Source organism: Pseudomonas sp. Pc102 (assembly GCF_018408275.1).
Taxonomy (GTDB): Bacteria; Pseudomonadota; Gammaproteobacteria; order Pseudomonadales; family Pseudomonadaceae; genus Metapseudomonas; species Metapseudomonas tohonis.
Genome location: NZ_AP021905.1, coordinates 2,898,483 through 2,910,896, shown reverse-complemented (window position 1 = coordinate 2,910,896; position 12,414 = coordinate 2,898,483). Strand labels below are relative to the sequence as shown.

Here is a 12,414-nt window from a genome sequence, read left to right as displayed (position 1 = left end):
AAAGCGGCCTTCCCACCCTGGGATGGGAAGGCCGTTCACGCTTACGGAACCAGCGTGAATGCCGGGGTCGGATTCACATACAGGCTCTGGATGGTGCAAGAGCCAACCGGCTGGTTCGGGTTCAGGGTGAGCTTGTTGTCAGCGTTGCTCCAGACACCGTTCACGGTGACCGGGGAGCTGCTGCAGTTGATACCGGCCACGGTGAACTTGACGCCGCTGACGTTGCCAGCGGTGAGGCTGGATGCGGTCAGGGTCCAGGGCAGGCCAGCGGCGCTTGCTGCGCTGCAGAGGGTGCCGCCGGTGATGTTCACGGCAGTGATGGTGGCTTTGTCAGCGCCGCCAACCGAGGTGGTTCCGATGAATTCAACGTTGCAGGTCACTGCGGGGATCAGCAGACCGGGCTTGACCACCGAAACACCCTTGGCGGAGAAGGCGGTGTTGGCCGGGGTGATGGTCACGGCCATGGCCGAGGAAGCACCCATGCACAGGGCCAGAGCAGCGGTAGCAACGGAGAGTTTGGACATTTTCATTGTTTTCGTTCCTTGGTTGATAAGCAAAACATGGTTTTGTTTTTGGTCACTGGGAATACACCACGAAGACCTTCCTGTTTAACCCATGACCGCTTTTCAAACTTGCCCATCAACCCGCTGTTAGAATTACCGGCGGAAATCATTCCAACTCCGATAACGATCAACAACGACACACACTGTTTCCGGGCAAGTTCCCAGGCCAACTTCCGTTGCAGACAAATAACAATCGAAGTGCAGCTATCCAGGCTGCGTCATGTCATCCATCCAACAACGTCCGCATGGCACTGATCGGGCCGGTACCTGCCGAGGCAGGTGCCGGACGAGTTCCTCAACGCTGTCGCTCAATCACGCTCGTTTCGATGCAGGGCCATGGACACACGACGGCCTGCGAGAGGGTTTCCACCGCTTCCGCCACCGGGGCGGAGAGGACGCATCGGGTCGGGCACGAGGCTCGATACGAGGCGAGGGAGCCGGGCGGCAGATTCCCGGCGAGTGATAGGGGCGATGCCTGAATCAGGCGAAAAATGGAGCATCCGTTGCCACCTCCCTGCTGCGTTCCAATGCGTAGCGATCTTTACCGACTCGCCAGGGGTTGTTACTCGTGGGCGATCTACCTGTGGGACCCGGGCTCGTGCCGTTCGTGGGTGACTTCCCAGTGGGTAGCGCCGGGAACGAGATTAGGTCGCTGGACCGCATTTCATACCTAGCAAAAGGTTGGGCACCCCCGCCCCAGAGCCTGCCAGCGGAGCCGCAAAAACGTGAACTTCCTACACACCTGCGTCAAAGGCCGTGCGCCATATAGCTGACTGTCCCGACAACTCGGGCCTTGACGGGTGTTTCCATAACGGACACCCCTCCTCTCCGCGCATCGTTCTGGTGCATGAATTGATTGTTCGAAAAATGAATCCGCGCCCATCCACGGCGAATCTGCGGGCAGAAAGCCCGGTAGTACGCGCGATCGTGCGAATTGGAAGCAGAAAGCCGATGGGCCGAAGCACCAAGCCCAACGCATCGGCGTCTCAGCGGGCCCCATGGCGTTGGGCTTCGCTGCACTCGGCGCCAACCTACGGGGATTGCGGAGGGATCAGCGTAGGCCGGGGGATACCCGGCGGGGGATGCGAAACGCGGAGGCTCAGCCGGAGATGCCGACGAACCCTGGCTCCAGGCCGAATACCTCGACACCCGCCGGCGTCGCACGGCCGGTGCGGACCTGCACTTCCCGCGCGGGCTGTTCCAGGCTGGGGCGGTAGTCCAGCAGCCAGCGCCCGTCCACGCTGCGCAGGGCGCCGGGGGCACGACCATGGCGGATTCGTTGCGGTAGGCGAGGATCGACAGGCGTGCGCTCATGCCCAGCCGTACACGGCGCATCTGCTCCTCGTTGAGATCGGGGATGGCGACCATCACTTCGAACTGCGCGCCACCCTGCGTGCTCGGCAGCGCCTGGCCGCCCACCACGCTGACGGTCCCGTGCAGCGCCTCGCCCTCGAAGCCGTCGCCCTGCACGTCCACCGCCATGCCTTCGCGCAGCTGGTTGACGTCCAGTTCGGAAACCCGTGCCACGATCTTCAGACGCTCGATGCTGGCCAGGCCGAACAGCGGCGCGCCCTGGGTCACCTGGGAGCCGGCCTGCACCGGCCCGCGCGCGGCGTCATCCAGGCTCAGCCCCGGGGCCGGCACCACGATGCCGGCGAAGGGCGCCTTGATCTCCCGTGCCTCCAGCAGCTTGCGCAGCGCGTCGTGCTTGACCTTCGCGTTGGCCAGCTCCATCTCGGCGATCTGCAGGTACTCGCCGCTACCACGCGCCTGGGAGCGGGCCAGGTCGCGCTCCGCGGCGCTCAGGTCCATGCGCTGCAGGCGCGCCTGCTGCTCCAGGTCCTCCAGCTCGTTGCGCGGGATGATGCCGCGCTCGAACAACGCGCGGGTCTGGCCGAGCTTCTTCTCGGTGCTGGCCAGGGCCAGCTGGGCGCTGCGCAGGGTCCGCCGCGCGCGGGACATCTCCTCGCCGCTTTCCCAGTCCTTGAGCTCCTGCACTGCGCGCCGCGCCTTGAGCAGGGCCGACAGCGCGTCGCGCTGCTGCACCTCGGTCTCGGCCGCGTCCATGCGCAGCAGCAGTTGCCCGGCCTGGACCCGCTGCCCCGGCTCCACCAGGGATTCGGCCACGATGCCGGCAAAAGGCGCACCCAGCGCCAGGGTCCTGTCCGGTTCGATGCGCCCCACCAGGCCGATGCTGTGCTCCAGCGGCGCCGGGTCCACACGCTGCCAGTGCATGGCCGCCGGCGCCGCCCCGGGCGCCTCGCGCAGGCCCCAGGTGATGCCGGCGATGACCAGCACGGCGACGGCGAGCAGCAGGCCGCGACGGGCCAGCGGGGAACGGTCAGTAGTCATTGAGCGAGATGTCCCATCTGTCGAGCGTCATGCCCAGGGCCAGGTCCAGTTGCGTCTGCGCCTCGAGGTAGGCGATCAGCGCATTGAGGCGGGCGTTCTCGGCGTTGCGCAGGTCACTCTCGAAGCTGAGCACCTGGAAGTTGCTGGAGCGCCCGGCGTTGAGCTTGTCGCGCTCGATGTCCAGCTTGCGCCGCGACAGCTCCAGCGCACGGTTGGCGATCTCCAGCTGGCGCCAGCGCGTGCCCACGTCCCGCACCACGTCGGTGACGTTGCGCTCCAGCGCCTGCCGCGCGTCGGCCACCTGCAGCTCCTGGTCCTCGACGTTGACCCGTGCCTGCACCTCGCCCTGGCGCCGCGTCAGGTCGCCGATGGGGATGTCCACGCGAACCCCGGCGTAGCTGTCCCAGGAACGGTCGCTGCCGCTGGTGTGCGGGTAGTCGTAGCGGTCCCGCGTCTGGCTGCCCCCACTTCCAGGGACAGGTCCCAGAGCCGCTGGTTCTTCGCCACCACCAGGTTGATGTCCGCCTGCTGGCGGTTGATCAGCTGGCGCAGGTAGTCCGGTTGCTGCTGCTCGGCCAGCCGCACCGCCTGCTCACGGTTGACCTCGATGCGCTCGGCTTCCAGGGCGTCGCTGGCGCGCACCTGCGAGGACAGGTCCAGGGCCAGCAGGCGCAGCAGCTCCAGGCGCGCGGAGTCCAGCTGGTTGGCGGCCTCCTCCACGCTCAGCTCCTGGGTGGCGAGGTCGGCCTCGGTCTGCACGATCTCGAACTCGGCCATGCGCCCGGCCTCGATCATCGAGCGGTTGACCGAGACCAGTTGCTGGGTGCGCTCCAGCGCGGCACGGGCGATGCGCTGCTGCTCCTGGGCGCGCAGCAGGTTGCGGTAGGCGCTGATGATGGCGGTCACCGTCTGCGACACGCTGGACTTCAGGTTGAGCCGGTTGGCCTGCTCCGACAGCTGGGCCAGGCGCACCGGCGCGGTGTTCACCTCGCGCCCGGCGCCGCGCAGCAGGGGCTGGATGATGCTCAGGTCGACGCCATCGTTGCGCTGGCGCCCGGCCCGGTCGGCGTCGTTGTAGCCCGTGCTCCAGCCCAGCGCGAGTTGCGTGCCGTACTCGTTCAGCAGGGTGGCCGTCGGGCCGATGCGGCCATCGCGGTAGCGGTCCTGGTGGTTGCGGTTGGCCCGGTAGCTGCCGGTGATGTAGAGCTTGGGATTGAAGACGTCCTCGGCGACGCGCAGGTCGAACTTCTCGGCGATGCGCCGCAGGTAGCCGCTCTGGATGCTGCGGTTGTTGCGCAGGCCGAGGAACACGGCGTCCAGCAGCGTCAGGTCGGCCATCTGCTCGCTGAGCAACGGGCCATTGCCCTGGCGCCCCATGGTCGGCGCGGAAGGGTCCATGCGCTCTTCGCCCCAGGGCTTGGCCTGGGCGGGCAGGACCAGGGCCAGGAGAAGCACGGCGAGCAGGCGACTAGGCATCGCGCAACGCCTCCACCGGTTGCAGGCGCGCCGCCGAGATGGCCGGGTACAGGCCAAAGAACAGCCCCACCAGCAGCGTGCTGCCCATGCCCAACGGCAACGCCGAGGCCGCCATGGCGAACTCCCAGCCGGAGATACGCGCGTAGCCCCAGGCGGCGGCCACGCCGAGCAGCGCCCCGGATACCGCGCCGGCGGCGGTCAGCGCCACCGCCTCCACCAGAAACAGGTTGCGGATGTCCCGCCGCCGCGCGCCGAGCGCCATGCGCACTCCGATCTCGCGGCGTCGCTCGCTGACGTTCATCAGCATCACGTTCATCACCCCCACCCCGCCGCCCACCAGGGAGATGCCGCCCAGGGCCGCCAGCAGGTAGGTGAAGGTGCGGGTCTGCTGCTGCATGGCATCGATCATCTGCTGGGCCACCTGCAGCGTGCCCTTCTGTTCGCCGGCGATCTCGCGATTGATCCGCTGCAGCAGCCGCTCGCCGGTGCTGGGCACGTCCCGCCCGGGCACCACCCGCGCGATCAGCGTGCCGATGTTCGGCGCCGGGTTGACCCGCGCCATCCCCGCCAACGGCAGGAACAGCGACTCATCGGCAGTGAAGGGGATGATGCCGCCCGCGCCCTGGGGCTTGAGGATGCCGATCACCTGGAACTGGTAGTCGTCGATGCGCAGGCTGTCGCCCACCTCCAGCGGATCACCGGCAACCCCCAGCGCCAGGGCCGCTTCGGCACCGACCACAACGAAAGTCTGGCGGGCATCGAAAACCGACAGGTAGCGTCCCTGCGCCACCCGCAACCGCGCGGCCTCGCCCAGCGACGCATCGGCGCCGACCAGCGCCAGGTTGCGGGTGCGCCCGTGGAACACCACCTGGCTGCTGTAGAGCACCAGCGGGCTGGCGTGCTCGATGCCGGGTACGTCCGCCTCCAGCGTACGGCCGTCCAGCGCCAACGGCAGGCCATCGGCGCCCCGGGGGGACGAAGGCAGCTGCACCACCACCGCCTCGGTGCCCATCTCGCGGAACACGCTCATGGCCTGGTCGGCGGCGTTCTGCCCGATGTTCAGCAAGGCGATGACCGAGCAACTGCCCATGACGATCCCCAGCAGCGCCAGCAACGAGCGCCGCCCGAGGTTGCGCAGGCTGCCCAGCGCCTCGTGCAGCAGCTGCGACAGCGAGGGGGCCGGAGCGGCGTCCAGCAGCGTCATGCCGGGACCGCCTCGTCCACCACCCTGCCCTCGCGCACGCGGATGCGCCGTTCCAGCCGCGCGGCGATGCCGGGGTCGTGGGTGACGATCACCAGGGTCACGCCGCTGGCGCGGTTGAGCTCCAGCAGCAGCTGCATGATGTCTTCGGCGGTGGCGGCGTCGAGGTTGCCGGTGGGCTCGTCGGCGAGGATCAGCGCCGGCTCGCCCACCAGCGCGCGGGCGATGGCCACGCGCTGCCGCTGGCCGCCGGAAAGGTCCGCCGGCAAGTGCCCGGCGCGGGCCGCGAGCCCCACCCGTTCGAGCATGGCGTGAGCCCGCTCGCGGGACTCGCGCAGGGCCACGCCGCGGTAGCTGAGCGGCAGCGCGACATTGTCCAGCGCGCTGAGCCGGGGCAGCAGGTTGAAGCTCTGGAAGACGAAGCCGATGAGGCGGTTGCGCAGCGCCGCCAGGTCATCCGGGCTGGCCGTGAATACATCGTGCCCGGCGAGGTGGTAGAAGCCGCTGGTGGGCAGGTCCAGCAGGCCGAGAATGTTCAGCAGCGTGCTCTTGCCCGAGCCGGAACTGCCAAGAATGGCGCAGCTCTCGCCCCGGGCGATCTCCAGGGAGACGCCGCCGAGGATGCGCAGCTCCTGCTCGGCGAGCCGATAGCGCTTGTCTATGTCCCGCAGGCGGATGAGCCGCTCGTTATTGTTGTTCAACATGTCCATGTTTCCGCTGACCTGCATCCTTTAGCGGACCGATACCCAGCCCCGAAATCGGGAAGCCGTGAGTCAGATAATTAACACCCGCCAGTAAGGCCAGGAACCCACAGCAGGTATAGCCAATCTTTAGTTTGGCGAAGGGTCTCACTCGCCCCACGCCGCGTGACAGCCAACCCTTCAGCGCATTGCGTGCCTTCCAGGCCCGGCCGGATGCGTTGAGCCTTTACGGACAGGACACACCCCACCTTCAGCCCTTTCCGATTTCCTTTCCCTTGCCACATCCCGAGCCTTGAGACCTCGCGCCCCTGCCCTGATTGCGGGCTGCTGGCGCGGTTCACGGCCGGGCGCTCCAGGCGCGCGGGCTCCGCTCAACGACAGGGGATGGGGGATCGACATGGCTATTGGGCATTTCATTCGCGCAGGCGACAAAACCACCTGTGGGGGAACGGTTCTGGAGGGCGACAACCAGGTCAAATGGCGCGGCGTCGTCCACGCCCGGGAGGGCGACCGTGTCACCTGTGGCAAGGATGGCAAGGTCTACCTGATCGTCGGCGGCATCGCTCACATGCTCAGCCGAGGACGAAAGATGGCAGGTACGCTGGACAGCGCCAGCAGCTGCCCCTGCGGCTCGCTTCTGATCCACTCGCTATCCAGCGCAACGTACAACTCCAATCGGAGCGCCACCTCCTCTGGCTCGACACCTGGAGGCACCGCGGCACCATTTGCCACAACGCGCGCCACAAGCACGCCTGAGCCCGCCAGGAGCGACCTGCAAGGACATGGGCTGAAAAGCGAGGAAGAGAAGAAAGAGGACATCGGCATCACGCTGCGCCTGGGCCTGTTCTTCGATGGCACCGGAAACAACCAGGCCAACTCGGCGCTCACCGAACAGTGCAGGCGCGAAGATCGCCAGCAGTTCGACGAACAAGCACTGAGCGCCCTCATCAGCCACTGCGCCCGCTACGGTTACCGCGACCCGGACGAGGGCGGTTTCTTCCGCAAAGTGCCTGACAACAGCTACGGCAATGCGCCGAGCAATGTGGCGCATCTGAGCAGGCTGTATCAGGACAACACGACCATACGCCTGGGGCCAGAAGCCGATACCGGCTACGTCCCGGTGTACCTGGAAGGCATCGGCACCACTAGCGGCGGCTCGGACTCCCTACTGCCGGCCCAGGCCAGCGGGCGGGGCGATACCGGCATCCTGCATCGGGTGGCACAGAGCCCAGGGCTGATTGCCGATCAGCTGGATCGCTTTGATAAAACCAATCCAGGCATCCAGATCCGGGCGCTGGAGTTCGACCTCTTCGGTTTCAGTCGCGGCGCGGCGGCGGCTCGGCACTTCGCCAACGAAGTGCTCAAACCCGATGGAGGCCTGCTGGCCGAGGTACTCCGGGCCGGCCGGTTCGGCCTGGCCAGAAGCTTCGACTGGCAGCGCGATACCCGCCTCAACTTCATCGGCCTGTTCGATACCGTGGCGGCCACGGTCGACCCGCTGCGGGGCGACTGGAGCCCGGCCAACGCCGACAACCCCGGCATCAACCTCTATCTCCCACCCGGGTGTGCGCGCAAGGTAGTCCAGTTGGTGGCAGGCTCCGAGCGGCGCTGGAACTTCGCGCTCAACAGCGTGGCCCCGCATCACCAGGAGATCAGCCTGCCAGGCGTCCATTCGGATATCGGTGGCGGCTACCCGCCGCTGATGGAAGAGCGCCTGCTGGCCTCCCAACCGCGCCTGGCAAGGGAACGCCCCGGCCAACCGCTGGACGCCACCCCGGCGTGGCTGGAGGCCCAGCACGAAGCCAGCCGCCTCCAGTCCCTCGGCCTGCCCGGCGATGGCGAAATCCGGATCAACGCCTGGCCGGTCCAGGGCGCCCACGCCGATCAGGAGCGAACCGGCCTGCAAGCCCTGGTCGGTGTCGTGCTACAGCGAAAGGTGCGTGGCGAGTTATCGCGGGTGGCCTTGCGCGCCATGCGTGAGCTGGGGGTGAAGCATGGGGTGCCGTTCAAATCCCTGCCCTCAACACCGGAGTTCGCCATTCCGGATGACCTTGCCCCCATTGCCGAGAAAATCCTCGCCTATGTACAAGGTGCCCCATCCCAGCTGAGCCCCGACGACCTGCGCCACCTGCGGGCACGCTATATCCACCTGTCCGCCCACTGGACACCGAGCAAGGGGCTGCTGATCAGCAAACCCGCGCCCAACCAGCGGCTGGTCTTCAACAACAAACCGCAAGCGGGGTACCCGCAATGAAGCGCCTGTTGCTGGCCCTTATCATCCTTGCCCTGGCCGGTTGCGCGGCAGGCTCCGGCCAGCCGAGGCTGCCCTATGACTACTGGTACGTCGGTCTTGCCGCGCCACGATTCATGGAGGTCTGGGTGGAAAGCGTGGATGTCATCGATCGCCGAGGACTGGCGTACTTCCATATCCACGGTGGAGTCGTCAGCTACACCGGCAACCCGGTTGGCTGGCACAACGGCGGCGGTGCCATGAAGCAGGCATCCAATGTCGACTTGCCCGAAACGCTGTTCGTGCGCTGGCAGTCCCTAGTGGAACCCCAGACCTACAAGCTGCGCATCGATATCCCGCAATGGGTACGCGACGAGATGCTCCAGCCGCAGCGCACCTACTGCCAGGGCTCCAAAAGCTGGGAGACCGACTACCGCAAGATTGTCTCCATCGGCATGGCCCCGGTGGCATCGCCAAGGCCTGGGTGGGTGGGCCATGCCTGTCGAATATCGAGATCGGGCGCTACCAGGCCAAGGTCGATACGAGGGGCCCCTACGAGGGCCACTCCAATGGGCGCTACTACCGCCCTCCTACTGGGGCCGCGCAGGCCTATATCGAGCAGCACGGCATCCCTTATGAATCCTGGTAATCGCCACGCCTGGGCAGGGGGCGGGCTGGCAGACCGGCTCCCCGACGCCCGCTTCATCCTCGACAACAAACCGCAAGCGGGGTACCCGCAATGAAGCGCCTGTTGCTGGCCCTTTTCATCCTTGCCCTGGCCGGTTGCGCGGCAGGCTCCAACCGGCCGAGGCTGCCCTATGACTACTGGTATGTCGGGATAGGCGCACCCCGCTTCATGGAGGTCTGGGTGGAAAGCGTGGATGTCATCGATCGCCGTGGTTATGCGTACTTCGATATCCACGGCGGTGTAGTGGCCTACAACGACAAGACGCCCGGCTGGTACGACGGTGGTGGGAAGATGATGCCGGTCAGCAATGTCGACTTGCCCGAAACCCTGTTCGTGCGCTGGCAGTCCCTGGTGGAACCCCAGACCTACAAGCTGCGCATCGATATCCCTCAGTGGGTGCGCGACGAGATGCTCAAGCCACAACGGGCTTACTGCTCGGGACGAAAGCAATGGCGAGATAACCAGTATCGCTTCGACATCTCCATCGGCATGGCCCCCGGTGGCATCGCAAAGGCCTGGGTGGGTGGGCCATGCCTGTCGAATATCGAGATCGGGCGCTACCAGGCCAAGGTCGAACCACTGGGGCCGTCCCAAGGCGAAACCAATGGACAGTACGCCTGGCCCGCGCTTGAGCCTGAATCGGCGGCCTATATCAAGCAGCACGGCATCCCTTATGAATCCTGGTAGCGCTTAGCGATCCATTTCTCCGGCGCCTGGCCGCCGTATATATTCACGCCCGGCACTCCCCATTCAAGGATGAACCATGCGCCCTCTCCTGCTGCTCTGCTGCCTGTCGCTCACCGCTTGCCAAAGCAAGCAGATCCCCGCCAACCAGACGTGGCCGGTTCCGCCGGAGCGGCTGTTCGCCTATCAGGGGGTACCCGCCGAGCCGAGCCAGTACCTGATCGTCAACCGCGACGATGCCTGGTGGGGGCGCAAATGCCTGGCCAGCGTCTACATCAATGGCAAGCTCGCCGTGCAGCTGGAGACGGCAGAGTCGGCCGCTTTCCAGCTTCCCTACGGCCAGTGGGACCTGGCCGTCGACGCCGGCGACTGCGGCCGCGCGCAGCTCATGGTGCCGCTGTCCGACCAGGCTGCAAGCCGCTACCGAATCGCCTTCGACGTCGAGGCCAATGTGCAGCTGCTGCCCACCGAGGCGGGCAACAGCATCCTGTGCAACTACGGTGGCTGTGGTGCGCCCAGGGGACACCGGCTGCGAACGCTGTTCTGACCCCCTCAACCGATGCGCAGCACCGCCACCACCTCCTGGCTGACCCAACGCCGCAGCATGCGGTTCTCCGGGTGGAAGCAGTAGACGCTGAGCAGGTCGTGCAGGCCGGATTCGCTCACCACCGATTCCTCCTCGAACCAGCCGTTGGCGGTGCGCAGGCGCACACGGCGGTGCTGGTCGTCGCAGAGGCGGAACAGGGTCCGGCGGTTGATATCGGTGTGAGCAGGCGGCGCAGGTCGCGGGTGGAAAACCAGGCTTCGTGGCCCATCAGGAAGGCGCGCAGTTGACGCTGGTGACGCAGGAAGATGCGAGGGGTGATCTCGGGAAGGTTCATGGCAGTACTCCATCCATCCTGTGATAGAGCCGCCACCCACTGCATGAAGGGTGGCGGACCGTGCGAGGTGGAAGTACCGGGAAAACGACCCAAAACCGGCTGGGCGCGAGCCCACTCACACGGTCCGCCATAGACTGCCGACGCCAGGCGTCGCTATGGCATGGGTCATTGTTTCTGATACCGGGCTTCCACACCCGACTGCTTTCTGTGGAAAGCAGCGGCGGAACCCTATCCAAGCCCCTTGTAGGCCCGCAACGGCGTTGCCTTGTAGGCGTTTTCCATAAGGAGAAGCCCTTGTAGCAGCGGTGCCCCATCGAGCCCAGCAGCGTTGGGCCTCGCGAGCTCGGCGCCAACCTACCGGTAGCCCGTGCTTCGGCCCGGGAAGCCGGCTAGCCCAGCTCGTCCAGCAGCTCGGCACGGCTGGGTTCGGGGAAGCCCAGGGTGCGGTAGCGCGGCGGGTAGAAGCCGGGGGCTTCTTCGAGCAGATCACCCAGCAGCGCCATGGCCTGCTCCCAGGAAACGGCGCGGGTCTCGGCGTCGCTGCAGTCTTCGTTGGGGCGCACCAGCACCAGGCGGTCGACGCGGGGCAGCAGGCTGTCCACGCCCTCGGTCCAGCTGGCGATGGAGAACAGCATGTCCGGGTCTTCCTGGACGGCATACAGCTGGTAGGTGGCGACGAAGATGTCGGTGCTGTTCTCTTCGTGGATCAGGTCCAGCGCGTGCTTCTGGGTGTCGTACTCGGCCTTGGTGGCGAGACGGCGCATACGCTCCAGCCGGGCTTGCAGCAGCGGGTTGTGCACGGTGTAGGGCGCCACCTTGCCGTCCTGGTAGCAGTACAGCCCGGAGGAGATCGCGCGGCCCTCGGTCGCGGCCTCCAGGCTCAGCTCGACCATCGCCGCGAGGCCGTGGCCGTCACGGTCGCCGGTCACCAGCAGGGTCTCGCGGCTGGGCACCATGAACAGCGGCCGGCCCTTGAGCGGCAGGCGCTCGAGCACATCGGGCAGGAGGATGCGGCTGATGTCGTAGCTGTCGTTCCAGTTGCCCCGGAACAGCCCTGGCACCACCTCGACGAAGGCGTCGCCAGTGCTGTCGCGCAGGTTGGTCAGGGCGATGGCCATCCCCTCTTCGAGGGTGATGCCCCAGCTCTTGTCGGGGCCCTGCACCAGGGTGGCGGTGGATTCGGGGTGGTCGATGGCCAGCAGCACCACGGCGTCGTCGCCCATGGGCAGGTAGACCGGATCGAATTCGAGGTCGTTGCCCTCGGTGCGCAGGTGGTGCAGGCGCAGGTCCTCGATCATTCCGCGGCTGCGCACCACCGGCAGCAGCAGCGGCCGCGCCTCGTCCAGCGGCAGCGCCAGGCTGCGCTGGTTCTCGCACAGCGCCGTGATGTAGCTCTGCAACGCCTGCCGGCGCTTGGCACCGCGCTGCCCGCAGTATTCACGGTAGGCGTTGTGCAGGTTGAAGAAGGCGCTGTCGCCATACACCAGGCGGAATTCCCGGGGGCGATAGGTCAGTTCGCCCTTGAAGCCGGCCTTGCGCGCAGCGGACTCGAAGAGCACGGCGAAGTCATCCGGGGAGGGCTTGCGGTTGAAGAGGAAATCCAGAAATCCCATGGCGATACCAAACGATGAAAACGCG

At 66.5% G+C, this 12,414-nt stretch carries 10 protein-coding genes and 3 pseudogenes; 5 read left to right on the top strand and 8 right to left on the bottom strand.

Annotation, left to right across the window (positions count from 1 at the left end; genetic code table 11):
- Positions 1 to 41: 41 nt before the first annotated feature.
- The 6 genes and pseudogenes from praA to PHLH3_RS13630 form a co-directional block, all read right to left on the bottom strand.
- The gene (praA, locus tag PHLH3_RS13655) at positions 42 to 530 is read right to left on the bottom strand and encodes an alkane oxidation protein activator PraA (RefSeq protein WP_111259954.1); all 489 of its coding nucleotides are present in this window, start codon (positions 528 to 530) and stop codon (positions 42 to 44) included.
- On the bottom strand, positions 527 to 703 hold the full coding sequence (locus PHLH3_RS13650) for a hypothetical protein (RefSeq protein WP_158545570.1): 177 nt from the start codon (positions 701 to 703) through the stop codon (positions 527 to 529). Before PHLH3_RS13650 ends, praA begins: the two co-directional genes overlap by 4 nt.
- A 959-nt stretch (positions 704 to 1,662) precedes the next feature.
- Positions 1,663 to 2,915, bottom strand: a pseudogene (locus PHLH3_RS13645) (HlyD family efflux transporter periplasmic adaptor subunit).
- Positions 2,905 to 4,391 (bottom strand): annotated as a pseudogene (locus PHLH3_RS13640) (TolC family protein). Before PHLH3_RS13640 ends, PHLH3_RS13645 begins: the two co-directional pseudogenes overlap by 11 nt.
- Positions 4,384 to 5,586: an ABC transporter permease gene (locus tag PHLH3_RS13635; protein WP_244863068.1), complete on the bottom strand. Its 1,203-nt coding sequence runs from the start codon at positions 5,584 to 5,586 to the stop codon at positions 4,384 to 4,386. Before PHLH3_RS13635 ends, PHLH3_RS13640 begins: the two are co-directional and overlap by 8 nt.
- 5 nt (positions 5,587 to 5,591) lie before the next feature.
- Positions 5,592 to 6,296 carry an ABC transporter ATP-binding protein gene (locus PHLH3_RS13630; protein ID WP_111260006.1) on the bottom strand — a complete coding sequence of 235 codons (705 nt, stop codon included), beginning with the start codon at positions 6,294 to 6,296 and terminating at the stop codon, positions 5,592 to 5,594.
- A 394-nt stretch (positions 6,297 to 6,690) separates the two neighbouring features.
- Here PHLH3_RS13630 and PHLH3_RS13625 point away from each other — a divergent pair, with 394 nt between their 5' ends.
- The 5 genes and pseudogenes from PHLH3_RS13625 (at position 6,691) to PHLH3_RS13610 (ending at position 10,442) form a co-directional block, all read left to right on the top strand.
- Positions 6,691 to 8,547 carry a DUF2235 domain-containing protein gene (locus tag PHLH3_RS13625; RefSeq protein ID WP_213629857.1) on the top strand — a complete coding sequence of 619 codons (1,857 nt, stop codon included), beginning with the start codon at positions 6,691 to 6,693 and terminating at the stop codon, positions 8,545 to 8,547.
- Positions 8,544 to 8,927: pseudogene (locus tag PHLH3_RS30805) on the top strand (DUF2931 family protein); the annotation flags it as partial. The gene PHLH3_RS13625 and the pseudogene PHLH3_RS30805, both read left to right, overlap by 4 nt.
- Positions 8,885 to 9,172, top strand: a complete 288-nt coding sequence (locus tag PHLH3_RS30800; RefSeq protein ID WP_348529845.1) for a DUF2931 family protein — start codon at positions 8,885 to 8,887, stop codon at positions 9,170 to 9,172. The pseudogene PHLH3_RS30805 and the gene PHLH3_RS30800, both read left to right, overlap by 43 nt.
- Positions 9,173 to 9,262: 90 nt before the next feature.
- Positions 9,263 to 9,898, top strand: coding sequence for a DUF2931 family protein (locus tag PHLH3_RS13615; RefSeq protein ID WP_213629855.1), 636 nt, complete (start codon positions 9,263 to 9,265; stop codon positions 9,896 to 9,898).
- Positions 9,899 to 9,974: 76 nt separating this feature from the next.
- Complete coding sequence (locus PHLH3_RS13610) at positions 9,975 to 10,442, top strand: hypothetical protein (RefSeq protein WP_213629854.1); 468 nt, start codon at positions 9,975 to 9,977, stop codon at positions 10,440 to 10,442.
- Between the two features lie 5 nt (positions 10,443 to 10,447).
- Here the strand turns inward: PHLH3_RS13610 and PHLH3_RS30385 are convergent, their stop codons facing one another.
- A complete protein-coding gene (locus PHLH3_RS30385; RefSeq protein WP_244863032.1) occupies positions 10,448 to 10,606 on the bottom strand; it encodes a hypothetical protein in 159 nt (52 codons plus the stop codon).
- Positions 10,607 to 11,165: 559 nt separating this feature from the next.
- Positions 11,166 to 12,389 carry a hypothetical protein gene (locus PHLH3_RS13600; RefSeq protein ID WP_213629852.1) on the bottom strand — a complete coding sequence of 408 codons (1,224 nt, stop codon included), beginning with the start codon at positions 12,387 to 12,389 and terminating at the stop codon, positions 11,166 to 11,168.
- Between the last annotated feature and the right edge of the window lie 25 nt (positions 12,390 to 12,414).

Bases quoted from the DNA above. Each gene is read 5' to 3' on its own strand.
- praA (WP_111259954.1), bottom strand. From the start codon at position 530: ATGAAAATGTCCAAACTCTCCGTTGCTACCGCTGCTCTGGCCCTGTGC.
- PHLH3_RS13630 (WP_111260006.1), bottom strand. From the start codon at position 6,296: ATGTTGAACAACAATAACGAGCGGCTCATCCGCCTGCGGGACATAGAC.
- PHLH3_RS13625 (WP_213629857.1), top strand. From the start codon at position 6,691: ATGGCTATTGGGCATTTCATTCGCGCAGGCGACAAAACCACCTGTGGG.
- PHLH3_RS30800 (WP_348529845.1), top strand. From the start codon at position 8,885: ATGGGTACGCGACGAGATGCTCCAGCCGCAGCGCACCTACTGCCAGGG.
- PHLH3_RS13615 (WP_213629855.1), top strand. From the start codon at position 9,263: ATGAAGCGCCTGTTGCTGGCCCTTTTCATCCTTGCCCTGGCCGGTTGC.
- PHLH3_RS13610 (WP_213629854.1), top strand. From the start codon at position 9,975: ATGCGCCCTCTCCTGCTGCTCTGCTGCCTGTCGCTCACCGCTTGCCAA.
- PHLH3_RS13600 (WP_213629852.1), bottom strand. From the start codon at position 12,389: ATGGGATTTCTGGATTTCCTCTTCAACCGCAAGCCCTCCCCGGATGAC.